Annotated in this window: 21 protein-coding genes and 1 tRNA gene; 13 read left to right on the forward strand and 9 right to left on the reverse strand. The window is 38.4% G+C overall.

The genetic code is table 11. From position 1 onward, the window contains the following. Window positions 1-68: 68 nt before the first annotated feature. Window positions 69-740, forward strand: coding sequence for a YcjF family protein (locus tag JKP71_RS03100; RefSeq protein WP_200407005.1), 672 nt, complete (start codon window positions 69-71; stop codon window positions 738-740). 24 nt (window positions 741-764) lie between these two features. Here JKP71_RS03100 and JKP71_RS03105 read toward each other — a convergent pair whose 3' ends face one another. The 3 genes from JKP71_RS03105 to JKP71_RS03115 all read right to left on the reverse strand — a co-directional run bounded on the left by JKP71_RS03105 (window position 765) and on the right by JKP71_RS03115 (window position 2541). After that, window positions 765-1784, reverse strand: a complete 1020-nt coding sequence (locus JKP71_RS03105) for a Gfo/Idh/MocA family oxidoreductase (protein WP_075524907.1) — start codon at window positions 1782-1784, stop codon at window positions 765-767. Continuing rightward, a complete protein-coding gene (locus tag JKP71_RS03110; protein ID WP_196756708.1) occupies window positions 1768-1935 on the reverse strand; it encodes a hypothetical protein in 168 nt (55 codons plus the stop codon). The genes JKP71_RS03105 and JKP71_RS03110 overlap by 17 nt, the downstream gene beginning before the upstream one ends. 129 nt (window positions 1936-2064) lie before the next feature. Further along, a complete protein-coding gene (locus JKP71_RS03115) occupies window positions 2065-2541 on the reverse strand; it encodes an S-ribosylhomocysteine lyase (RefSeq protein ID WP_075524906.1) in 477 nt (158 codons plus the stop codon). Between the two features lie 263 nt (window positions 2542-2804). On the opposite strand from JKP71_RS03115, the gene JKP71_RS03120 reads away from it, so the two are divergent. Beyond that, window positions 2805-3650 carry an aldo/keto reductase gene (locus JKP71_RS03120; protein ID WP_200407006.1) on the forward strand — a complete coding sequence of 282 codons (846 nt, stop codon included), beginning with the start codon at window positions 2805-2807 and terminating at the stop codon, window positions 3648-3650. A gap of 111 nt (window positions 3651-3761) precedes the next feature. Continuing rightward, on the forward strand, window positions 3762-4274 hold the full coding sequence (locus JKP71_RS03125) for a cysteine hydrolase family protein (protein WP_075524904.1): 513 nt from the start codon (window positions 3762-3764) through the stop codon (window positions 4272-4274). A 176-nt stretch (window positions 4275-4450) separates the two neighbouring features. On the opposite strand, the gene JKP71_RS03130 is transcribed toward JKP71_RS03125, so the two are convergent. Next, the gene (locus JKP71_RS03130) at window positions 4451-5746 is read right to left on the reverse strand and encodes a LysM peptidoglycan-binding domain-containing protein (protein WP_200407007.1); all 1296 of its coding nucleotides are present in this window, start codon (window positions 5744-5746) and stop codon (window positions 4451-4453) included. Between the two features lie 464 nt (window positions 5747-6210). On the opposite strand from JKP71_RS03130, the gene nrdD reads away from it, so the two are divergent. Together nrdD and nrdG are read left to right on the forward strand one after the other, a co-directional pair. Continuing rightward, the gene (gene nrdD, locus JKP71_RS03135) at window positions 6211-8454 is read left to right on the forward strand and encodes an anaerobic ribonucleoside-triphosphate reductase (protein WP_075524902.1); all 2244 of its coding nucleotides are present in this window, start codon (window positions 6211-6213) and stop codon (window positions 8452-8454) included. Window positions 8455-8457: 3 nt separating this feature from the next. Further along, window positions 8458-9057: an anaerobic ribonucleoside-triphosphate reductase activating protein gene (gene nrdG, locus JKP71_RS03140; RefSeq protein WP_200407008.1), complete on the forward strand. Its 600-nt coding sequence runs from the start codon at window positions 8458-8460 to the stop codon at window positions 9055-9057. 19 nt (window positions 9058-9076) lie between these two features. Here the strand turns inward: nrdG and JKP71_RS03145 are convergent, their stop codons facing one another. The 4 genes from JKP71_RS03145 to JKP71_RS03160 form a co-directional block, all read right to left on the reverse strand. Next, entirely contained in the window at window positions 9077-9586 is a 510-nt protein-coding gene (locus JKP71_RS03145; RefSeq protein WP_200407009.1) for a DUF2325 domain-containing protein, read from the reverse strand. Between the two features lie 73 nt (window positions 9587-9659). Next, window positions 9660-10691: an AI-2E family transporter gene (locus JKP71_RS03150; RefSeq protein WP_075524899.1), complete on the reverse strand. Its 1032-nt coding sequence runs from the start codon at window positions 10689-10691 to the stop codon at window positions 9660-9662. Between the two features lie 198 nt (window positions 10692-10889). Beyond that, window positions 10890-11813: a LacI family DNA-binding transcriptional regulator gene (locus JKP71_RS03155; protein ID WP_200407010.1), complete on the reverse strand. Its 924-nt coding sequence runs from the start codon at window positions 11811-11813 to the stop codon at window positions 10890-10892. 8 nt (window positions 11814-11821) lie between these two features. After that, the gene (locus JKP71_RS03160) at window positions 11822-12622 is read right to left on the reverse strand and encodes an HAD family hydrolase (protein WP_200407011.1); all 801 of its coding nucleotides are present in this window, start codon (window positions 12620-12622) and stop codon (window positions 11822-11824) included. A gap of 703 nt (window positions 12623-13325) precedes the next feature. On the opposite strand from JKP71_RS03160, the gene JKP71_RS03165 reads away from it, so the two are divergent. The 4 genes from JKP71_RS03165 to JKP71_RS03180 all read left to right on the forward strand — a co-directional run bounded on the left by JKP71_RS03165 (window position 13326) and on the right by JKP71_RS03180 (window position 21761). Beyond that, a complete protein-coding gene (locus JKP71_RS03165; RefSeq protein ID WP_200407012.1) occupies window positions 13326-17219 on the forward strand; it encodes a hypothetical protein in 3894 nt (1297 codons plus the stop codon). A 73-nt stretch (window positions 17220-17292) separates the two neighbouring features. Next, window positions 17293-18591, forward strand: coding sequence for a glycosyltransferase family 2 protein (locus JKP71_RS03170; RefSeq protein ID WP_200407013.1), 1299 nt, complete (start codon window positions 17293-17295; stop codon window positions 18589-18591). Between the two features lie 172 nt (window positions 18592-18763). Further along, the gene (gene wecB, locus JKP71_RS03175) at window positions 18764-19924 is read left to right on the forward strand and encodes a non-hydrolyzing UDP-N-acetylglucosamine 2-epimerase (protein WP_308430920.1); all 1161 of its coding nucleotides are present in this window, start codon (window positions 18764-18766) and stop codon (window positions 19922-19924) included. Window positions 19925-19943: 19 nt separating this feature from the next. Continuing rightward, complete coding sequence (locus tag JKP71_RS03180; RefSeq protein ID WP_200407014.1) at window positions 19944-21761, forward strand: LTA synthase family protein; 1818 nt, start codon at window positions 19944-19946, stop codon at window positions 21759-21761. Window positions 21762-21819: 58 nt separating this feature from the next. On the opposite strand, the gene JKP71_RS03185 is transcribed toward JKP71_RS03180, so the two are convergent. Continuing rightward, a tRNA-Ser gene (locus tag JKP71_RS03185) sits at window positions 21820-21907 on the reverse strand. A gap of 140 nt (window positions 21908-22047) precedes the next feature. Between JKP71_RS03185 and JKP71_RS03190 the strand changes: the two genes are divergently transcribed. The 4 genes from JKP71_RS03190 (at window position 22048) to JKP71_RS03205 (ending at window position 24960) form a co-directional block, all read left to right on the forward strand. After that, complete coding sequence (locus JKP71_RS03190; protein WP_075524892.1) at window positions 22048-22884, forward strand: energy-coupling factor ABC transporter ATP-binding protein; 837 nt, start codon at window positions 22048-22050, stop codon at window positions 22882-22884. A gap of 80 nt (window positions 22885-22964) precedes the next feature. After that, complete coding sequence (locus tag JKP71_RS03195; RefSeq protein WP_200407015.1) at window positions 22965-23852, forward strand: energy-coupling factor ABC transporter ATP-binding protein; 888 nt, start codon at window positions 22965-22967, stop codon at window positions 23850-23852. After that, complete coding sequence (locus tag JKP71_RS03200; protein WP_075524890.1) at window positions 23852-24652, forward strand: energy-coupling factor transporter transmembrane component T family protein; 801 nt, start codon at window positions 23852-23854, stop codon at window positions 24650-24652. Before JKP71_RS03195 ends, JKP71_RS03200 begins: the two co-directional genes overlap by 1 nt. A gap of 35 nt (window positions 24653-24687) precedes the next feature. Then, window positions 24688-24960: a hypothetical protein gene (locus JKP71_RS03205; RefSeq protein ID WP_200407016.1), complete on the forward strand. Its 273-nt coding sequence runs from the start codon at window positions 24688-24690 to the stop codon at window positions 24958-24960. Window positions 24961-24966 lie beyond the last annotated feature (6 nt).

Raw genomic sequence — 24966 nt, forward strand, 5'->3', positions numbered from 1 at the left:
CGTCGTTTTTTTACTTCAAGCTGAGAGTTTTTGTTATAATGAAGACAAGATTAGCTGAAAGGAGTCTCATGTTTAATAAAGGAAAAGATAACAGTAATTATTCAGAAAAAGATGCAAACAGGTCTCAGGAAAAATCAGAAGGTTTTGATGAATTTTTCAATCAAGTTTTGCTTAAAATGCCAGCCAAATCCGCAACACTTATCCGGAACTCCCTTGGGCAAACTAAAGTGAAAGCCGAAGCCTTTTTAGCCAAAAATGGAGAAAAGTTGGATCATCTTTTTGATGAATATTTAAAAAATGTTGATGAAGTTACACGTCGTAAGTGTCATGAGACCATTCATTTTGCGACATTAGCAGCTGCTATCGTCGGCTTTTCTCCCATTCCTTTTTCTGATGCCTTTTTGCTGGTACCCATCCAATTGACAATGATGATGCGCCTTCATAAATTATTTGGTGCCTCTTGGTCTGAGGGGCTTGCCAAAGGCTTTACAAAAGAACTTGTCGTGGTTGGTTTGGGACGAAGTGTCGTAGGAAACGTTATTAAGTTTGTGCCTGCAGTAGGAACGGTTACAGGAGGCATAATCAATGCCACTGTTGCTACGACGATTACAGAAACATTGGGTTGGGTAACCGTCAAAATGCTTAATGATGGTGAAGATATTTTTAATGATGTCTTAACGTTTCAAGGGCAATTTAAAGGATTGCTCAAAAAAATTCAAAAATCAAGAAACACCAAATAAAAAAAGAAGGCTTAGCCTTCTTTTTTATTTTTTAAAACCATTTTCCAAAATTTCAATGACTGTCAGCATTTGTTCATCACTGACCAGCTTGTCAGCACCATTGATAATTGAAGCATAAGCAGCATCATAAACGCGTGCATAATCACCAGCGACTGTTGGAATCGTTTTAACAATACGGTCTCCGTTTTGGTTGTAGTAGGTCAGATTTCCAAAGTCTGCTGGACTATCTTGGCCAAAGCCTGCAGAACCTGGCATCATGCCTAATTTCAGATCATTTTCTTGTTGATCAACATCCTGTTTAATGAAAGTGCCCCGTGTTCCGTAGACTACCCATTTTGGATGAGGAAGGGCAGCAACTTCAGTCGCAGCTACAGTCGCACGTAAGTTAGGATAGAGCAGGTTGACTGAAAAATAATCATCTACGCTGTCTTTATCGCGTGTAGAACGAATATCATATTGCACTTGCTGTGGTTGACCAAAGAGCGAAACCATTTGATCGACCATGTGAACCCCGTGCCCATACCAAGCCCCATCAAAATTTTTACCTGGTTGTGCATCATTAGGGCGAAAATGATCCATATTGACAGTGATATCAATAAGTTCACCTAAATAGCCTTTTTCAATGACAGATTGAACAGTTAAGAAATCACTGTCAAAACGTCGATTTTGGAAAGGCATAAAGAATAAGTCCTTAGAGCGAGCAATTTCAACTAACTCCTTAGCCTGTGCTAAAGTCTCAACCAATGGCTTATCACATAACACGTTTTTGCCGCCTAAAAGTAACTGTTTCGCGAAATCATAATGAGCGAAGGCTGGGGTTACGATGACTGCTAAATCAATGCTTTCATCGTTGATGATATCATTGATATCTGTTGAAAAAAGCGTTCCTTCAGCCTCAAGCAGAGCTTGCTCGGGACGCTTTCCTAAAGTACGGTTAACCACCCGCTTGATGACGATGTTTTCACGAGTTCTAACAAAGGGAATATGATAGCGATTGGTGGATTTACCAAAGCCTACATAGGCGATATTAAGCTTTTTTGTCATTCTTTTTGTTCTCCATTTTTTCGCGTAGGGCAGCGATTTTAGCTTGCGTCGCATTTTTAGTATTGATACCTTTTCCGCCTACCGTTGAGTTTTTTTCATGAAATTTTCCGACAGCTTGCTGTCCTTTGTGATCGAGTTGATATTTTCCCATTAGAAAATGTTTCCTATCGTTTTTTCTAGCAGATGCTGACAGGTCTGTCAGCGTTTTTTTAATAAAAAATTTACTGACAGGTCGGTCAGTAAATTCCAGAGCGCTCCAGCAGTCCCCAACGTAAAAATTTTAAATAACTTTACGTTCGTAAGGGTCAGTGGAGATTCCTTCAGCAAGAATTTTTTTAGCCCATTCTTTTGCTCCAAAAAGGGAGTGATTACGGTAATTTCCGCATTCTTTTTCAGCAACACCAGGGACATTATCCCAGCCAAAAGTATCGCCAGCCAATTCTTCAAGAGAAGACTTGATTACTTTAGCGATTTCTTCTGAACTATGTTCACCCCACATAATCATGTGGAAACCAGTTTGACATCCAAAAGGTGAAAAGTCAATCATGCCGTCAATTCGGTCACGAATCAAACTTGCCATAGAGTGTTCAATAGTATGTAAAGCTGCCATTCCGATTGCATTAGCGTTAGGCTGTACAAAACGAACATCAAAATTTGTTATTACATCGCCGCTTGGTCCTGATTCAGCACCGATTAAACGCACATAGGGTGCGAGAACTTTTGTGTGATCCAGTTGGAAAGATTCTACTTCTGCCATAATTATATCTCCTTTAATGCTTTCTCTAAGCTTCATTCTAGCAATTTAAAGTTTAAAAATCAAATGGGGAGGATGTAGTAACAGATTAAAGGGGAGTGCTTACATTCATTTTTAAGCGAAATCTTTTTTTATTTTTATTATAAAGTGGTAAAATAACGTTATAACGTTTACAAAAGTAGTTGGAAAACAACCTGTGCGACGCATGCACAGCAGTTTATCCTCATTCTACTTGGCGCTTGGCTTACTATAAAAGGAGAATACATATGACTTTAACAGATACTTATACCTTAAATAACGGCGTAAAAATTCCTAAAGTTGGTTTTGGAACATGGCAATCTAAAAGTGGGGAAGAAGCCTACAATGCTGTGAAAGTGGCCCTCGAGTCAGGTTACCGTCATATTGATACTGCGGCAGTCTATGGCAATGAGGAATCCGTCGGAAAAGCAATTGCTGACTCTGGTATTGCGCGCGATGAACTTTTTGTGACCACAAAACTTTGGGGCGTAGGAACAACAGAGGACGCTGCGAAAGCCTTGGATGAATCCTTGAAAAAATTGGGACTGGATTATGTTGATTTGTACCTCATTCATTGGCCAAATCCTAAAGCATTCCGCCCTGATTTTGAAACACGTAATCTTGCAGTTTGGAAAGCCATGGAAGCAGGCTTAAAAGCTGGTAAAATCCGTGCAATTGGTGTTTCAAACTTCCACCCACGTCACCTAAAACCATTGTTGAAATTTGCTGAAATTAAGCCAGCAGTTAACCAAATTATGGTTAACCCAAGTGATCAACAAGAAGAAATTGTAAGTTTTAATGTTGACAACAATATCTTGACTGAGGCTTACAGCCCACTTGGAACAGGTAAAATCTTTGAAGTTCCAGAACTTGCAGACTTGGCAAGTAAATACAACAAGAGTATTGCTCAAGTGGTATTGCGTTGGTCTCTTCACAAAGGATATTTACCACTTCCTAAATCAGTAACCCCTGCAAGAATTAAAGAAAATGCAGAAATCTTTGATTTTGATTTAAGTATTGAAGATATTGCTTTTATTGACAGCCTTCATGGAAAAGCTGGTTTGGCTAAAAACCCTGATGAAGTTGATTTCTAAGTTAATACTTCTCAAAATGACAAAAGAACTGTGTGTTAGCGCAGTTCTTTTGTCTTAGAAAAAATAAATGATATAATAAATAAAAATCACAGCGCATAAAGGAGAAAACCAATGAAAAAGGCCTTGATATTAGTGGATTTTCAGAATGATTTTATTGATGGAAGCTTAGGAACACCCGAAGCACAAAAAATCGTCCCTACTGTTTTAGAAAAACTAAAAACCTATCCTGAAGCTTGTCGTTTTGCAACAAAGGACACACATTTTGAAGATTACCTCTCTACGCAAGAAGGGAAAAACTTACCTGTTTTGCATTGCCAAAAAGGAACACTGGGATGGGAAATACGCAAGGAAGCACAAGTTGGTTACGCTAAAGTCTTTGAAAAGACAACATTTGGCTCGCTTGAACTGGCCCAATATATCAAGGAGGAGGCATTTGATGCAGTAGAGCTCATCGGGATTTGTACAGATATTTGCGTGGTATCTAATGCCTTACTGATTAAAGCCTATGCGCCCGAAGTCAAAATAAGTGTTGATGCTTCTTGTTGTGCAGGAGTCTCTCCTGAAAAACATCAAGCAGCACTAGAAACACTACGATCTTGCCAAGTAGAGGTTACCAATGCTTAAACGAGGATGTAGGGGGGAGTTGTGGATTCTTATTCACTTCATTGATCAGCTTTCTTGATGAAATAGGAAGAATGGCAATACAAACATTCTAAAAAGCCCCTTTTTGGGGCTTTTTAATTCGTTATTTTTTCAAAAGAGGAAATAAAAAAACTACGCTAAGCGTAGTTTTTTGTGGTTTATTTAATTCGTAAGTATTGTCCAATCAGGATGGTATCACTAGAAAGATGATTCCATGCCTTGATAGAAGCAACTGGCACACCTGTCTTTTGCGATAAGGCCCAAAGCGTGTCACCTTTGACTACTTTATGAATGGTAGAATTCGTAGCAGTGCTGGATGGCTTAGAAGTACTCGAAGGCTTTGAAGAAGCCGATGAAGAAGTTGTACTTCCTCCGCTTTGTGAGACAATCAAACTTTGACCAATATAAATTGTATCGCTAGTGAGGTGGTTCCAACTTTTCAATTGGGCTACGCTCGTTTTATAGCGAACAGCGAGTGCCCAGAGGGTATCGCCCGATTTGACGGAAACTTTCGTCTGGCTTGCTGGTTTAGCTGGTGTGACAGAAGTTGTGGGTGTGGTAGTACTGGACGAAGAGGATGAACTATTTGTAGCACTACGGATTGTCAGCTTTTGTCCAATATAGATTGTCGTACTCTTAAGTTTATTGAGACTTTGGATTTGTGCAACACTGACGCCATATTTTTGTGAAATGCCCCAAAGGGTGTCGCCCGATTTTACAGCGTAGCTAGTGGTTGTTGCGTTGCCAGTGGAGGAGTTCCCGCTAGTTGTATGCGTTGGCGTGGTTGTGTTAGTTCCTGAAGTGGTGGAACCATCAAAACGGGTAAGATTATATTGGGAGATAATTCGATTGAGTGAGGCACCATAGTTTGGATCTGTAGCATATTTACCAGTAAGGGCTGCTGTAGCTTGTTGATAAGTTGCTGCGTTAGCACGCCAGGCTTTTACGTAATAAGGACCATTCCCAAAATTAGTGGTTTTTAGGACATGGGCATTATCTTGAAAACTCTCATTGAAAGAAGGGTAAACACGAAACGGCATGTCTTTAGTTACCCATTTACCATTCAAGTATTCTTGGGTCTTGAAAACGACACTTTTTCCTTGATAAGTTCCTTGAATTCCAAATAAGTTATAGTAAGGTGCACGGGAAAGCTGGCTTGTTCCCCAGTTACTTTCTAAAATAGCTTGCGCTATCATGACGGATGGATAAAGTCCATTGGCATCAGCGACGGGTTTAGCAGAGGCTGCAATACTCTCGATAAATGCTTCCGTCGAATTGGTAGCTGCTTGAACGATAGGCTGGGCCTGTTGCACTAAAAGATCGTGTGTTGTAGTCAGCGTACCAGCAATTAGGACCGCCCCAGCGAATTTAGAGGCAGGTTTATGAAAAGTTAAAGGCTTTTTCGCCTTCTTTTTTAGATGTCTATTTTTTACTTTAACACGTGAAGCGGGCATAAATCGTTTCCTTTCCATAGAGAAATTTTAAAATTACAAAATGAATACTCCTATTTTACCATGTAAGAAGCAATTTGTTATAACAAAATGACAAAAACATTAAAATAAAAGATTTCAATTGTATGGCGAATTGTAAACGATTTTTTTTGAAAGGCAACTATGATGTTTTTTAAAGTTGAAAAAATTTTCTTTAGCAATCGCCTGCAGTGGTCAACTTATCAGGCTGTCAGTAACTTCTTTTTCTTTTTGACAATTTTAAGCTTTAGAAATTCAGTTTTTAAACAAAACTATTACATTTTTTAAACAAAACGCAGACATTTTTTCTGAGAGGGGTTGCAAAGTGCCTTAAGCCTTAAGCCACAAGATGTTGTATTCTTTTACATAATTACCTACTATATATTGTGTTAAGTGTGAGAATTTGATAAAATAGTGAGGAAAGAATTTAGAGTGCACGAGGATAAAAAATGAGAACAGAAGTATTAAATCAGGAAATTGAAGTTAAAGAAATAAATGTGATTAAGCGTGATGGGCGCTCTGTAAAATTTAACAGCCAAAAGATTTTTGATGCACTGACGAAAGCGGCTGAAAAAGTAGAAATGACCGATCAAACGATGCTGTCAGAACTTACTGACAGAGTGGTCAGTGAAATTTTCGCGCGCTTTTCTGAGAATGTCAAAATTTATGAGATTCAAAGTATTGTCGAACAAGAGTTACTGGAATCGGGTGAAGCAGCGCTCGCTGAAGAATACATCAGCTATCGTGCCAAACGAGATATTGAACGCTCTAAAGCTACTGATATTAATTTTACCATTGAAAAACTTATCAATCGCGATCAAACGGTGGTGAATGAGAATGCGAATAAAGACAGCAATGTTTTTAACACCCAACGTGATTTGACAGCTGGCGCTGTTTCCAAGGCCATCGGCCTTAAAATGCTTCCACCTCACGTCGCCAATGCTCACCAAAAAGGTGATATTCATTATCATGATTTAGATTATAGCCCATTTACAACCATGTCTAACTGTTGTTTGATTGACTTTAAAAATATGTTTGAAAATGGCTTTAAACTTGGCAATGCGCAAGTCGATTCGCCAAAATCAATTCAAACAGCAACCGCGCAAGCCAGTCAAATCATCGCTAACGTGGCTAGTTCACAATATGGTGGTTGTTCATTTGACCGTGCCGATGAAGTATTGGCACCTTACGCTAAGCTCAATTATGACAAGCACATGCGGGATGCTAAAAAATGGATTGAACAACCTGAAAAACGTGAAGCATACGCTAAAGAAAAAACCACCAAAGACATTTATGATGCCATGCAATCGTTAGAGTATGAGATTAATACTTTGTTTACCTCAAATGGTCAAACGCCATTTGTAACAGTTGGTTTTGGTCTTGGGGAAGATTGGTATGCACGTGAAATACAAAAAGCGATTCTTCAAGTCCGGATTGGTGGACTTGGCGCAGAACACCGCACCGCGATTTTCCCAAAATTAATTTTCACACTCAAACGAGGGCTTAACCTTGAAGTAGGAACACCAAACTATGACATCAAAGAACTTGCACTTGAATGTTCAACAAAACGGATGTACCCTGATATTTTGAGCTATGATAAAATCGTTGAATTAACAGGTTCATTTAAAGCTTCAATGGGGTGTCGTTCATTCTTACAAGGCTGGAAAGATGCCCAAGGTAATGATGTGACTGCTGGACGTAATAATCTTGGAGTTGTCACAGTCAACCTTCCACGTATAGCGCTTGAAGCCGCTGGTAATAAAGAAAAATTCTGGGAAATCTTCAATGAAAGAATTGAGATTGCTCATGATGCCCTTGCCTTTCGTGTGGAACGTACTAAAGAAGCCCAACCTAAAAATGCACCTATTCTCTTTATGAATGGCGCCTTGGGCCGCCTTGACGCTGATGGAGCTGTTGATGATCTCTACAATAATGAACGCGCAACTGTAAGTTTAGGCTATATTGGGCTTTATGAAGTGGCAACAACCTTCTACGGGCCAACTTGGGAAAATAACCCCGAAGCTAAAGCTTTTACCATTGAAATTGTGAAACGGATGCATGAAGATTGTGAAGCATGGTCTAAAGCATCTGGATATCATTATTCAGTCTACTCAACACCATCAGAAAGCCTAACTGACCGGTTCTGTCGGATGGATAAAGAAAAATTTGGTTCAGTTGCAGATATCACTGATAAAGATTACTATACCAACTCTTTCCACTATGACATTCGCAAAAATCCTACTCCATTTGAAAAATTAGAGTTTGAAAAAGACTATCCTGTGTATGCTAATGGTGGCTTCATTCATTACTGTGAATATCCGGTTCTCCAACAAAATCCAAAAGCATTAGAAGCCGTTTGGGATTTTGCTTATGATCGTATTGGTTATCTTGGAACAAATGCACCAATTGACCACTGCTATGCCTGTGGTTTTGAAGGCGACTTTACGCCGACAGAGCGTGGCTTCAAATGTCCACAATGTGGCAATGATGACCCTAAAACCTGTGATGTTGTAAAACGGACCTGTGGCTACCTCGGAAATCCTCAAGCTCGTCCGATGGTTCACGGACGCCATAAAGAAATTTCATCACGTGTAAAACACATGAATGGATCAGTTGGTGCACTTAACAATGGGAATATCATTGATTCTGCCGAAGTAGATGAAGCCAAATCAAAATACTTCGTGGAGAAATAAAAAATGAACAATCCAAAACCAGGCGAATGGAGAGCTGAAGAGCTCTCACAAAATTATATTGCCGATTATAAACCCTTCAATTTCGTGGATGGTGAAGGGGTGCGCTGCTCACTTTATGTGAGTGGCTGTATGTTTCATTGCGCAGGCTGCTATAATCAAGCGACATGGTCATTTCGCTATGGCACGCCCTACACTCAAGAGTTGGAAGAGCGCATCATGGCAGATTTGGCGCAACCCTATGTACAAGGGTTAACGCTACTTGGTGGCGAACCATTTCTTAATACAACTTTTCTCCTCCCATTACTTAAGCGAATACGTAAAGAACTACCGGATAAAGACATTTGGTCATGGACGGGTTATACCTGGGAAGAAATGATGCTGGAAACGGAAGATAAACTAGAAATGCTTGATTTACTTGACATTTTAGTGGATGGACGATTTGAACTGTCAAAGAAAAATCTTATGCTTCAATTTCGTGGCTCTTCCAATCAACGAATTATTGATGTTCCAAAGTCTCGAGCGACAGGTAAAGTCGTCATTTGGGAGAAACTGAATGATGGAGATCAGAACTTTGAGCAAATCCATAAAGAAAAATTAATATAAAATAAAAAGCACTGTTTGGTCAGTGCTTTTTTTTAAACATTTTTTCAAAATCAGGTTCATCACTTATTTGGATATCTTTTAATATGTTTTTTAAAGGAAGATGCTTATGCTTTTGACTAAGAGATTTAGTGATTAGCTGTGCTTCAGCTTTATCTTTCGTAGTTTTTGAATGGATGGTTTTGCGTGGCGGCTTAGTGTTTTTAGCTTGACTGGCTTTACGAGCTAAATGAACACTTTCTTCCGGGAAAGTTTCATTAAAGTGGTTGATAATTGTTTCCACACCAAAATTATGACTAATCCAGAAAGGAGTATTTGTTGCTTTACAAGCTTCTTTAGCAAAACGCACAGAGTGGTGAGCGACATTCACATTTCTCATGACCACAAAATCAGCCTTGGCAACCAGCTGTTCAATTTCAAAACGATTGGGTTTTTTCTTGTCAAAACCTAGAAAAGATATGCCAACTTGATTTAAACCAGAGCGCAGATCATGCCAGTAGCCAGATTCGCATAAAACGAGTATCGTTCTCATAGTTATCCCCTTCCCTATAATATCAGTATGATTATATCATATCATATCGTTTAGGACTTGGGGGGAGAGCCTATTATTTTGGGGGAAGTTTCGGAGTAAGAGGGAGCGCCTTTACATTTAAAAGATCGAGGGCGAAGTTGAACAGAGGAATACCGGTTAGTAACCCCCATACTCCAAAGAAATGTTCTCCTAAAAAGAGAATAATAAAGGTATAGAAGATAGGAACTTTGGTTTTTTGAGACATGAGCCGTGGATTGAGAACATAAGATTCCAAGGCATGAATCAAGAGAATCATGCTTAAAATAATCAGCACATCTTTTAATCCTCCAACAGAGTAGGCAATGACAGTGAGGGGGATACAAGAAATTAACACGCCCGCTACCGGTATGAGACTTAAAACGAAAATCATTACTCCCAAACTAAACAGTTCGGGAAATTTAAGAGCGCTCAAGACGAGGACAGTTAAGCCCGTATTAACCAAGGCAATAATAAACTGTGTTTCAATGACTACACCGAAACTTCTTACGAATTTTTTGGCAAGATAATGGATATCTTCAAAGAACCAAGCAAGGTCACTTTCTAAAAAGAGGTTAGAAAACCGATTAGTTTCCTTGCGATCAATTGTAAAAAAGAAACTCATCAAAAAAGCAAAGGCGAAAATCATCAACCCCTTCCCAAAGCTCGTCACATAACTCATAATTGTTAGCATGCCTGTTTGGAGTTTCCCCATAAGATTATATTCTTTTAAAAATTGATAGATCATGGACATAAACTCGCTGTCAGTCTGATTATTAACCTGATAAAACTTGGCAACAGCATTTACGAGATGAGTGATCTCTTTAATCAGAACAGGGAGATACTGTGTGATTCCTAAATAAATTAGAACGAGAATGGAGCCATAAAGTAATGGCGCAATAAGTTTTTCAGAGAGTTTTGTTTTCACTTTTACAAAATTGACAAAACGATAGGCAAGGTAGCTGAAAATGAAGGTAAGTAAAACTAAAGGTAGAATACTTCTTAAGAAATAAATCAAGGCAATCATTAAGAGAAGAACGATCCATCGCCTTAATTTTTCATTTTCAATAAATTTTTGATAGAATTTCATGATTTCCAATCTAGAGCTAAATTATAAAGAAAACAAATAATTTAAAACGAATGATGTTGTTTCATTTCCGCGTTAATTCATCTGTTATCTATTGATTATATTTCATTATAACAAAACATTAGCCCTTTATCATAAGTTGCTGGATTTATTTTAAAAAGGAGAAAAAAACCGAAGTTTAAAAGAACTTCGGCTATATTTCTAGCGTTTTCTGATAAACTCTGAACGAGTTGCAAGTTGCTTTATTTCTTTGGAAATAGCCAGTTCAAAAGCGGAACGACCAACATCAAGATAATGATTATCCACGGTAGGTAGGTTTAGCAAATGGCCCGAAAGGAGGCAATCTTGTCCAACGATAAGAGGTTTGGGTAATTTTTGCTCATCAAACCAGCGCCATACATTTGCAGCTATATCATCAGAATTGGCAAAAATACTATCAAACTCTGTTAATTGAGGTGCAAGTTGATAGCCATCATCTGGAACGACTGAACCTGTTTTTACTTGTTGAGCTTTGATTTTCATCCCATAAACTTCTTCGTAGGCTTGTAGGGTAACTGAAGTTGTAGGGCTAACATCCCTTGATAACAGAAAACCAACTTTTGAGCATTGTTGCTCCTTGAGCCACTGAAAAACCTTGTGATATCCAGGTTTGCGCTCGACATAACTTGCAGGAATAAGCTCGCTTTGTGGTTTGTGACATAGAATGATAGGTCCATACTTTTGGTAGTCCAAAATTGTCGCTTCAGAGACTTGAAGCGAAGTAAAAATCAAGGCTTCGAAAGCTTTTTTTCTAAATTGTTCCAGATAATGAATTTCTAATTTTGGATTATAGTTTGAGGGGAGGATGACGATTTTATAGCCTGTTTCAAAGTTCTTTTCCAAAATCCCTTCAAGCACCTGTCTAAAAAAAGGAGCTTTGACATAAGGAAGGACAACACCAATATTTCTGGAACGACCGCTAGCTAAATCTTGTGCGATGGCATTTGTTGCATAGTCTAAATCTTGAGCGACTTTTAAGATAAGCGCGCGAGCTTCTTTTGAAACGTACCCATTACCTGAGATGGCTCGTGATACTGTTGCTTTAGAGTAACCTGTAAGTTGAGAGAGATCAGAGAGTGAAGTCATGAAGTCACCTATTCATTAAAATCATGGATGGCAGAGAGTGCCTCAGCGACACCATGTTCTGTATTTTTTGCTACTACCATTTTAACATGCGCTTTGATGGAAGGGCTAGCATTTTCTACGGCAATTCCGAATCCCACCGCTTGCAAAAGAGAAAGGTCATTGATGCTATCGCCGATAGCCGCACTTTCTTCAAAAGTAAGCTTTTCGTTTAGCAGGATTTGTTGTGCGGCAGCCACCTTAGATCCTACATTTGACGTGATTTCGAGAGTATATGCATCGGCTCTACGAATGGTGACATTCTCTAAATTTAACTGGTCAAGTGCTTCCTGCAGCTTTTCTAAATCTGCAGGATTAAAGGACATCATCATAATCTTATATATTTCAGATTGCCCCTCAAAATGCTTGAGCTTTGGTTCCATCCCTGTCAAAGCTTTCTTATAAAATACGGCCTTATCTTGTTTTTTGATATACCAGTGAGTCATGCTATACCAGCTCAAGCTTATTTGAGGGTATTCTTTTTCAATAAAGTCTAAAAGTTGTGTCACTAAAGTCGGTGAGAGGATATGTTTATCTAAAATTTCTATCCCAAAACGATTTTTGATAAATGTGAGATTTCCGTTAAATGCAACCTGTGGTGCAGAGAGCTGGAGTTGTTCAATCACAGGCTGCATCTCAATCGGGCTTCGGGATGAAACAAGGGTAATGGGGAGGTTGCTATAATAAATCGCCCAGCGATCAGTTTCGGCCAACGCGCCACGAGCATTCAGCAAAGTACCATCCATGTCGGTAAAAATGTGTTTGATTTCCATAGTTAAAATCTCCTTACTTTTGTTGTTAAATCCATTGTAAGGTGTGGAACGCGTTCCATGTCAAGAGAAAAGTTTTATGTTGTTAATTAGAGAGTCAGGGAGAAAATAATTCTCTTCTTTTGGTCCAATAGTTTAGCTTTGAAAAAAGTTACAGTGAAGAAACTAAAAAGAAGTTTTAATATGATGAGAAAGCTCAGAATTTATCTCTAAATCAAGATTAAATCTTGTACTGAGTTAGTTACGAAATTGAAATAATAGACACGGTGTAGTTTTTCGAATTGGAAGTTTATATGTTACGGTTTCTCATTTATTCAAATAGTTCAGAGGAGCAAAGTAGATATTACAAGTTTTATCTTTGTATTAAATGTTCAGATAATTCGATGTGTAACACATGAGCGAGTTGGGAAGCGCTTACTAGAAATAATCGGCAGAATTTTCAGACTAAACAACTTGGTTGAAAAGACGAGAGTGCTACTATAAAATAAAGCACTGTAAAAGCTTTTGCGTCACTTAACCTCTACCTCTCGCTTAAACTCAACAGCAAGTTATTAATTAACTGAACCTATTAATGGGTCCCAACGCATATGCTTAAAAACTAAAAAAGGAGATTACACGACGAGTTCATATATAACGGAAAATTACTTTTTTAATAGCCACAATTCGCCACGTAACAAAACATTTTATAAAATAGGAGACATATAAATTGAGAAAAATTAATAAACAGCATATCGCCGGAGCATTGATAATACCAGGTTTACTCGGATCTCTGGTATATGGAGCTACATTTGTGTCAAGTGATGAGGATACTACTGCGAGTTCTTCCCAAGCGTTAAAGAAAAAAGCTGTCGCAAAAGGTAATAATGTTAGTCTCAAGACGCTCAGTTTGGATGCAGCTAATTCAACTGCCAATGGGGCGGCTGTTACTGCCCCTGTATGGAATGCTCCAACTTTTAAAACTGCGATTATACCGACGAGTAATACGTCTGTGTCAATGTTAAGTAATGAAACTTCTAATGACACTAGCGAGGACGGCTATTCTGGTATTACTCCCGCAATAGGTTTGACTACGTTCAAAGATAGTTATAGTGAATTAGAAGCAGATGAAGATGTTCTTCATATTCACACTAAAGCTCACGGAAACGGTACAGCTGCTTTACAGGCTTATCGCCAAGAAATTACTATTGATCCCGATATTGCAGGTGAATTTTTCAGTACAAATAATTACCAAAAATATATCCGTGGGACTGTGTATCGTTCAAAAGATTCTGCTTTAGGGGGGACTACCAGCTATGATATCGCTTCGAAGCTTTGGGGTAATAGCAGCTGGCTAGGTAATCCTGACACAATGAATTACGATAGCAAAACAGGTAGCATCTATTATAAGACATCTCAATATACGCTTCAATTATTATCAGGTATAGACATTGAAGTTGATATGTATATTGACTTGGGTCAATGGTCTAAGGATACTGGTAAGCTTATCGAACGAAAAGATAACTACAGTGTACAAACCAAGACAGATGCAAACTCGGCTTCCTTAGGATTAACAAACAAAATTGTCGGAAGTATCGCGAGTGATGGAATCGAAAATTCTTGGATTGAAAATCCCGTTGAACCTACCACACTCTATTATTTAACAGAAAAAAACTCTTATTACTACGGGAATGGTCTCCAGGATGAAGTCAATGAACATGAAACAGACTATGATATTGAGCTCTCTGTTAATGGTACTCCGTTTAAATATATTCAAATGGCTACCGAAGATGGGGGAACAAATTCTCGGGGAGAAACAATCAAAAAAGGTGATTGGGACTTTGATTTTGGAAGCTATCTGAATAAAGGGGATGTTGTAACTGCTCGTGTCAGAGGGAAAGAAAAATACGATAATCTCAACGGTGAAAAACCAATTAAATATTCTACTGTTGCGCATGCAAGTGACGCTACAAATATTGTAGCATGGGAGGACTGGAAAGTTGAAGATCCATCAGTGCCTATTTTGTATGATGGTGACTTGATTATCCCATTCCATGCTCCAGTTCAAAATCAACAGCTCAACCGCACGTATAAGTTAATCGTTACGGTTAACGGGGAAGAGGTTTATAATAAAGCTGTCAAAGATGAAACAGATACGAATGTCCCATATTTAAGCGGCTTAGAGAAAGGAGACATAGTAAAAGCTAAAATTGTTGGTTCCCAACCAGGTGAAACAGATAAAGAAAGTTCTGAAATTACGGCTGAAGTCATTACGCAGGACGATGAAGGATATGATGATTGGGAAGTTCAAGATCCAATCATTAACGGGCCGCTATATGAAGGTGGGACAGTCATTACGGGTCAAGTTCCAATTCAAAACCGTGCCGCTGGTAGAACATATGATTTGAAAGTGTATCTTGGCGACGAGCTTATAATTGATGAAGAAAACATAGATGTTGCCTTAAAATCTTATCCATTCAGCTATGCTTTAACAGACTTGGATGAGGAAGAACAACGTGCTTTGGCTTACGGTGATGAAATAAAGGCAGTTGTAACAGGACATCAACCTGATGCTACTGATGATAGTGGTAAAGTTACAGCAACTTATCCTGATAAGACAAGCCAAGCAACATTGAAGGTGAGCGATAATACTGGTTATGAAGCGTGGGAGGTCAATCAACCAACTTTAGATTCAATGCTGGATACGGATACCACAATAACTGGGAATATTGGAGAACAAAATACAGAAGCTGGTAGAACTTATAAAGTAGCTATCTGGACGGATGATGAAGATCCAATCTATGTAACCCCAGCAGAAGATGGTACATTTAAGCTAGAAGATGTCGTATTACAAGAGGGCGAAAAAATTTCGGCAACAGTTATTGGCTCTCAAGAAAAGCGTGAAGATAAATCAAGTCAAACTACTACAGTCACAGTCACAGATGCAACCGATTACTCAGGCTGGAAAATTGAAAAACCAGTAGTCGATGAGTTGAAAGATACAGATACTAAAATATCAGGGCATATAGGTAATCAAAATGAAGAGTTTGACCGTTCTTACACAGTAGAAATTTTTGTTAATGGAGTTTCTAAAGGTCAGGCACAAGTTGCTGAAGATGGTACCTTTGCAGCTGATAAAATTATCTTGTCTGAAGGTGACAAAGTTAAAGCAGTTGTTACTGGTCATCAGGAAGGAAAAGCAGATAAGACGGCTACCTCAGATGAAGTCATTGTCAGCGATGCATCAAACTATGAGGGTTGGACAGTAGCCAAACCGAAGGTATCTGATCTTTCAGATGGGACAGTAGCCATTAGTGGTAATATTGGTGATCAAAATAAAGATTTTGGGCGTACATATACAGTAGATATCTTTGTTAATAACGAAACCTTGGGGGAAGCCTCTGTATCAGACGATGGAAACTTTACAACGAAAGAAATAACATTGAAAGAAGGCGATAAAGTCAAGGCGGTCGTCACTGGTCATCAGGAAGGAAAAGCAGATAAGTCGGCTTCCTCAGATGAAGTCATTGTCAGCGATGGATCAAACTATGCAGATTGGACAGTAGCACCTGCGACTTTGGATGATGTGTATGCTCATGCTGATGGGTTAACGGGTGAAATACCTGCTCAAGATAATACGAATGGTCGTACTTATCAAATCTTAGTCACAGTGAACGGCAGTGAGGTGACTCGTGAGGATATTGAAGCAGATCAAGGAAGCTACAATATTACCTTACCTGATTCAGTAGACTTACAAGAAGGACAAATTGTCGCTGTTCAAATCATTGGACATCAAGAAGGTAAGGAAGACAAGCTAAGTACAGAAACCAAAGTTCAAGTGAAGGAAAAAGTTTATACTACTACGTCAAGCTTTAAGAATGGCTACTGGCAGTACTATGGCTTAGTATATGAAGGACAAGTGGACAATGAAGGCTGGGATTTATCCACAGCTTCCCGTATTACTAAAACGGCCAAACTGGTAAACCATACAACTGGTGAAGTAGTTACAGAAGGCATTAAGGCTGCGAACACTAATTGGTATGATTCGTCACGTTATAATGGTTACCAAATCATTATTAGTAACGAAGTCTTAGGAGGTTTGTCAGAAGGAGATTATACAATTCAATTGTCTGTAGCAATTGATGGCGTGGAAAAAGATACGATTGATTTAAACCTAGAACAAGTCGTATCGTATATGGGTCCTATGCACGACAACTATGCTGATATGGAACAAGTTGTGATTAAACAAAATACGGTTAAACCACAAGTTATTGATAATAAGCCAGGGATTGTAATAACAAGAGATGCTGAAGCATCAGTTCAAGTATTTAATAAATATTGGAACAACTCCAATGAATTAGTCTTCGAAGGCTATGTTAATACAACAGCAGATTTTAGTGGAGCAACGAAAAAGCTTGTTATTAAAGATGCCTCTGGAGAAGTTGTTGCGACTCGTAATAATATCTACACTTTCTCTAGTTCATGGGGGATTCCAGTAGACGTTGATCCAACAAAATCTTTCCAAGCGATTGTACCAGCAGCTTACACTAACCAAGCAAACTATACTTATGAGCTAGTCATCACAGATGCTCAAGGAACAACATTCACTGAAGTACTTAATTAAGCACTTCTTGAGTGCAGTAGGTGTATCATATCACACATGATACACCATTTTTTGTGAAATTTAAGGAGTAGTAATGTTTACATTACCAGAATATGTATTTTTACCACTAAAATGGGTGAGTCTCATTTTAGTTGCAATTGTTTTTTTGAATTTAATTTATTTTACTTGCCTTTCCTTGTTTGGTCTCAGAAGACCAAAAAGGGATTATGATTTGAAACCTGATGAAAAAAAGTTTGTGTTTGTTGTGCCCGCACACAATGAAGAAAATGTTATCGCAGAAACCCTTGAAAGCTTACTTCATCAAAACTATGACAACATATTGTTTGATATTGTTGTTATCGCAGATAACTGCACTGATGAGACAGTGAATATAGTGAAGGGGTATAGTGAGGTCATTTTACTAGAAAATATCTCTAAACCAGAAGAGCCAAGAGGAAAACCTCACGCAATTGCCAAGTATGTGGAAACGAAGCACTGGGAACAGTATGATTTTGTGGCTCTCATTGATGCGGACAACATTGTAGACACCAATTATTTAAGAGAAATGAACTCACAGGTGATTGCTCATCCGGAGTTTACAGCTGTACAAGGGTATCTGGGTATGAAAAATGTTGTTTCTTCTATGACCGCTTCAGGTTATGCTGCTGTTTACTTTATTACGAACCGTGCTTTGCAATATGCTAACTATCGTTTAGGCTGGAATGCCGCTATTGGAGGAACGGGTTTCATTCTTGATACAGGCTATCTGGCGGAGTACGGGTGGAACCCTCGAAGTTACACAGAAGATTTTGAACTGCAAGTAGAATTATCTATGGCTGGAAAACACAGTGGATGGAATCACTTTGCAATAGTGCATGATGAAAAACCTAATTCATTGGTGGCAAGTCATAACCAGAGAAAACGGTGGGCTCAGGGGCATTGGTTAGTGGCCTTTACTACAACGGTTAAGCAAGTAAAAACTCTTTTTAAATCAGAGACATTAAGTGATTTTTTGAATAAAATAGAAACACTATTTTATTCCTACTCGATGGTTCGGCCAATTGCGTTCTTATTTATATTATTATTTATGTGCATAGATGCGCGATTAGGGGCCTATTTACCAGATCTCTTTTCGTTATTAAGATTCTGGGTGGCGGTAGAATTTCTTAATTTTTTAATTATTCCTACAGTATACTTTGTACAAGAGGCCAGACCTTACTTTCATAAGCAAACAAATTTTTTAGCAAAAATCTTACTTTTTTTGCGTTTGATCGTGGCATTTATATGGAATTCTTTAACCTATATGGTAGCTCAAATAGTTGGGTTTTTCACATGGTTCAAACCACAAAATAAATGGATAAAAACGGTGCATAATGCATCTTACGAAGAATAAGGAGAGAAAAATGGAGACACAAAAAAAACAACAAAATAATTTAAACTTAGTATTTACTGCTGTTATCATCGTGATTTTAGTTCTTTTCTTTTTGAGTGTTTAAACAAAAAGAAAACTAGAGAGTGTCGGATAGTATTATTAAAAAATTTAGAGAATAGAGTGTGATAAAATTTTGGATAAAATCAAGGTTATGATTGCTTTTGGTACGCGACCTGAAGCGATTAAAATGCTACCAATTGTAAAAAAAATGGATGAGAGTGAGGCTTTTCATCCTATTACGGTAGTAACTGCACAACATAGAGAAATGTTAGATCAAGTGCTGGATTACTTTAAAGTGAAACCCGACTATGATTTAAATATTATGCGTAAGCAACAGACACTGACACAAATTACCTCACGAATTTTAGAGGAAATGGAGGAGGTTCTAATTAGTGAGCGTCCAGATGTGATACTTGTCCATGGAGATACTACGACGACCGCAGCAGTAAGTCTCGCTGCCTTTTATCAACAAATTACTATTGGGCATGTGGAAGCAGGACTACGAACTTGGAATAAGTATAGTCCTTTTCCTGAAGAGATGAATCGTCAATTGACAGATGTGCTTTCTGATTTATATTTTGTTCCAACAATGAGCGGGAAAAAAAATCTTTTATTAGAAAATCATAAAGAAAATAAAATTTTTATCACGGGTAATACTGTAATTGACGCTTTGCAATATACTTTAAAAGCAGATTATCACCATCCTATACTTGATGAAGTAAATCCAAAGCATAAAAAAATGATCCTTTTAACAATGCACCGAAGAGAAAATCAGGGACAACCAATGTTGGAGGTTTTTGAAGCGGTTAGAAATATTGCTATAGAATATAAAGATGAAGTTGAAATTATTTTTCCAGTACACCTGAATCCACTCATACAACGTGCGGCTATGGAGAAGTTTGCACAAGTAACTAATGTCCATTTGATTACTCCGCTGGAGGTGGCTGATTTTCACAATATCGCCTCAAAAAGTTACTTGATTTTAACTGATTCGGGAGGGATTCAAGAGGAAGCGCCTTCTCTGGGAGTCCCGGTTCTAGTCTTGCGTAATGAGACAGAACGTCCTGAAGGAGTGACAGCAGGGACATTAAAGCTTGTAGGAACAAAAAAAGAAGTTATAGAGAAGGCTATGAAGAAACTTCTTGATAATGAGGAGGCTTACAAATCGATGTCACAAGCTAGCAACCCGTATGGAGATGGGAAATCCTCAGAAAGAATTATGAAGATTTTAATTCAACAATTTGCTGATGGTAAGTTGAGAGCAACTGATAATTTGTTCAGAACAACTGAGTAGAAAAGAGAAGGAAAGAATTTTGTTTTTAGTTTTAGTTATCTTGGCGATGGTGTTAGAGATTTTCTATTTGTTAGGATTTTATAAGAAGTACCATTTGCCTCGCCTTCGTTATATAAACGAAGGAAGTATGATATTTGTTTTTTCAATCTGTTACGTGCAATTTGCTTTTGAGCATACTTTTAGACTGAGTAGCGTAATATTCATTTTGGTAACGATTTTACTTTTGACCAGTCTATCTTTTGCATTGATTGGAATATTTGAGTATCAATTTGGGATGCTTATTTTTACACTGGTTAATGCGTTAACGTATATAGGGTCATCGATAAAGATGAATACCACAGGGGTTCCTGTTATGTGGATGGACTTTCATAGTGGTTTATTCTGGGATGTTGTTTGGAATATGTATCTGAAGCAGGACTATCCTTACGTTATCATGGTTGTTATCGTGTTAGCTGGAATATTATATCTTTTGTATAAAAGAAGTGCTTTTGTATTGAATTTTCAAGTCCGGCTTCGACGGACTTTGTTAGGTGTTATCGGTTTTTCTATCATTCTTTTATTGGTTGGTAAAGTATTCATTAATAAGGTTCATTCAACAACCTTTAATGAGCAAGGAAGCTTGGTATATTTTATCAGTAGTAAGAAAGTGGATGCTATGTCTTCATCTGGTATCTCGGGACAGTACTCTAAGACCAAAATGGAAGAAATTATCCAGAAATATCAAAAGGAATTTGCGGTTAAGAAAACGAGCGATAATGATAATGAGACTGTGATTACGATATTGAGTGAGTCTTTGGCTGATCCAGAGAGTTTCTCAGGAGTGAAGTGGAAAGAAGACCCAATGCCTAATTTTAGAAAACTTCAAACTGAGTCGGGCGGGCACATGCAGTCCACGATGTTTGGAGGAGGGACTACGAACGTAGAGTTCAGTGTACTAACTGGTTTTAGCTATACTTTTTTTAATCAGCAAATTAATGCCTTTGATTATTTATCACAAAACCCAAGCCGTACTCAGAGTATTGCCCAATACAAAGAAGAGAGTATAGCTGTTCATACCCATTTGAAGTCGGGATACCACCGCTCTACTGTTCTTCCTAATCTTGGTTTTTCTAAGTTTATAGGACGGGAAGATATTATAAAATCAGAAAACAGTAATAAAAATGTTTATTATACAGAAGGTTATTTGAGTGATTATACATTATTCAGTCAAATTCTTGATGAGATTGAAGGGACTTCACAAACGAATTTACTAGTGCATGGGTTAAGCATGCAAAACCATTATCCGTACACTGTGGAAGCAAAGGGGAGTTTAGCAAGTAAGGATATCCTTATTGAAGGTGATCATTTGAATGATGAGCAAAAGCAATTGGCCCTTTATGCGAGAGGAGTGAAGAAAACAGATGAAGCGTTGGGGATGTTGATTGAAAACTTAGAGAAAATGGATAGAAACGTAACGGTTATCATGTATGGGGATCATTACCCTGCCTTAAATGGTTCAGTTTATGAAAAATATCCAATCAAAGATGCAAATAATAAGTTAATCAATGACCATTCTACCCCTTATTTTGTTTGGAAGAATCATAATCGTAAAAGTGAGAATGTAACAGATTCAGTTACACCAGAAGGCTTATCCGTTTTGGCTATGGAAGAAGGAAATTCTGAGCTCCCTATCTTTTATCAATTTGTTAAAAAGGTGGAAAATAGCGTGGATATTAAAAATTATGCTGATACGAAAAAATTAACCAAACAACAACAGGAGATGGTTAAGGACTATGAGCTTATTCAGTACGATATGCTCGTAGGGAACCAATATAGTAAAGTCTTGTTTAAAAAATAGAATAATTAAAAAAGACCTTCTGTTGCCAAACAACAGAAGGTCTTTTGAGTTTAGATAAAGGAGAGGAGGGGATTCGAACCCCCGATACGCTTTTGACGTATACACACTTTCCAGGCGTGCTCCTTCGGCCTCTCGGACACCTCTCCAAGCTTGTTCTATTATATCAAATTTTTGGTTATTTGGGAAAATAAAAGAATAAAGGAATTTTATTAATTTTTCATTAAATTTACCTAGAAATATCAAACAAAGCGATGAAAAGTGGTTAAAATTTGATATAATAGGGGCTATGAATAAAATTCTCGAAGTGGAAAATTTAGTTTTTAAATATGAAAAAGAAAGTGAAGTTAATCAGCTTAATGGTGTTTCATTTTCTGTGGCGCGTGGTGAATGGGTTTCGATTATTGGTCAAAACGGATCAGGAAAATCAACAACTGCCCGTCTGATTGATGGGCTTTTCGAGGAATTTGAAGGGACAGTGAAAATTGACGGTGAAGTGCTGACTGCTGATAACGTCTGGCAACTACGCCAAAAAATTGGAATGGTTTTTCAAAATCCAGATAACCAATTTGTTGGTGCTACTGTGGAAGATGATGTCGCTTTTGGGATGGAGAATCAGGGAATTCCACGTGAAGAGATGATTCAACGGGTGGATGAGGCACTTGCAGCAGTCAATATGCTTGATTTTAAAACGCGAGAACCAGCACGGCTTTCTGGTGGACAAAAGCAACGTGTAGCTGTGGCGGGAATCATTGCTTTACGTCCTGAAATCATTATCCTAGATGAATCGACCTCAATGTTAGATCCAACGGGACGTGCGGAAATTATGCGCGTGATTCATGAAATCAAAGATAGATATCACTTGACCGTCTTATCAATCACTCATGATTTGGATGAAGCGGCAGGGTCTGATCGGATACTGGTCATGCGTGCTGGTGAGATTATTAAGGAAGCTGCTCCAAGTGACCTTTTTGCTACTCGGGAAAATATGGTTGAAATGGGACTAGACATGCCTTTCACATCAAATTTGATGAATGATTTGCGTGCGTCAGGATTTGTCTTACCGGAGCGTTACCTGACAGAAGATGAATTAGTCGATTTCCTAGCTAAAAACTTGAATAAATAATACTGATGGAGCTGTCAGTAAAGGAACATATGGTCAAACAGCATCAAAAAATTCATTGGATTTGAGAAGAAATTAGAAACATGATTACATTTGAAAAAGTAAATTACACTTATCAACCAAATACACCCTTTGCGAGCCGGGCTTTGTTTGACATTGATTTGGAAGTCAAGACAGGAAGCTATACTGCGATTATTGGACATACGGGTTCGGGAAAATCTACCCTTTTGCAACATCTCAATGGACTTTTACAGCCGACAGATGGTGTTGTGGTGGTGGGTGATATCACCATTAAAAATGGCAGTAAAACAAAAGAAATTAAGCCTGTACGAAAAAAAGTGGGCGTCGTTTTTCAATTTCCAGAAAGTCAGCTTTTTGAAGAAACGGTGCTAAAAGATGTCGCTTTTGGTCCCCAAAACTTTGGAATATCTAAAGAAGAAGCTGAAAAAATTGCTGCTCAAAAGTTGGCTATGGTAGGTCTCCCTGAAAAATTTTGGGAAAAATCTCCTTTTGAACTTTCGGGTGGACAAATGCGACGTGTCGCAATTGCTGGGATTCTTGCGATGGAACCAGAGGTTCTGGTGCTTGATGAACCGACAGCGGGGCTTGATCCTAAGGCGCGTATAGAGATGATGCAGCTTTTTGAAAGTATTCATAAAGCAGGTCAGACCGTTGTTTTAGTGACCCATTTGATGGACGATGTGGCGGACTATGCTGATGCGGTTTATCTTCTTGAAAAAGGACGAATCATTAGCTGTGGAGCCCCCTCTGAGGTTTTCCAACAAGTAGAATTTCTCAAAGCACATGAGCTGGGGGTTCCAAAAGCTACAGAATTTGCCAATGATTTGCAAAAAAGAAGTCATTTAAAATTTGAGCGTTTACCGATTACGCGTGCTGAGTTGGTCAGCGCACTGACGGAGCTAAAAAATCAACTGACCGCTCCATCAGCTGATGCAGGAGGGACAAACTGATGCAAAATATGCTTATGGGACGCTACATCCCAGGAAATTCGCTCATTCATCGCATGGATCCACGTTCAAAGCTTTTGGTAATGATTGCTTTTGTAGTCGTGATTTTTCTAGCGCATGATTGGCTAGGCTATCTCCTCTTATTGCTCTATACGTTATCTGGGGTCTTACTTTCGAAAATTTCGATTCGTTATTTTCTAAAAGGACTTCGTCCAATGCTAGGCTTGATTTTGTTTACCGTCATTTTTCAAATGCTGTTTACTTCTGGCCCCCACGTGATTTTTAGTTTTTGGTTCATTAAAATTTCAACGGAGTCTTTGATAAATGCCGTTTATATTTTCTTCCGGTTTGTGTTAATCATTTTTATGTCCACGATTTTAACGCTGACAACACCACCTTTGACTTTAGCAGATGGGATTGAAACCGGACTAGCGCCACTCAAAAAAATAAAGGTACCTGTCCATGAGCTGGGCCTGATGTTGTCCATTTCCCTGCGCTTTATACCGACATTGATGGATGATACAACCATGATCATGAATGCACAAAAAGCCCGAGGGATGGACTTTGGAGAAGGAAATCTCTTGCAAAAAGTAAAATCTGTGATTCCCATTTTGATTCCTCTTTTTGTCAGCTCTTTTCGACGAGCTGATGATTTGGCAATCGCCATGGAGAGTCGGGGTTACCAAGGAGGCGATGGTCGGACTAAGTATCGTCAACTTAAATGGCGAAATCGAGATAATTTATTAGTTTTAAGTATTATCGTGGTGGCAGCCTTACTCATTTTGTGGACGAAGTTTTCATAAGAACAGAAATGGGCTAAAAGCCTGAAGGAGAGAAAATGATTACATTAAATGTCAATAGCCTAGTTAATGCCGAAATTTTTTGGAAGACGTTAGGACTTGAAGATGAAATTGCCCTCAATGAGGCGCCTGAATCTGTTCCACAGAATTTGGCAGTAGAAGTAAAGCACCTAAAGGAAATCTATGATAAAGTTGTAGATCTTGGGCTTGCTTTGAGTCCTATTACGGCCACGGCAGATCATCGCCAGCTTTTTAGCTTTGTGGGGCCAGAGGGCAATTTGTTTATCTTGATCGAACAGGAACAAAAATAAGTGAAA

It is taken from the genome of Lactococcus taiwanensis (genome assembly GCF_014905395.1).
GTDB classification, from domain to species: Bacteria; Bacillota; Bacilli; order Lactobacillales; family Streptococcaceae; genus Lactococcus; species Lactococcus taiwanensis.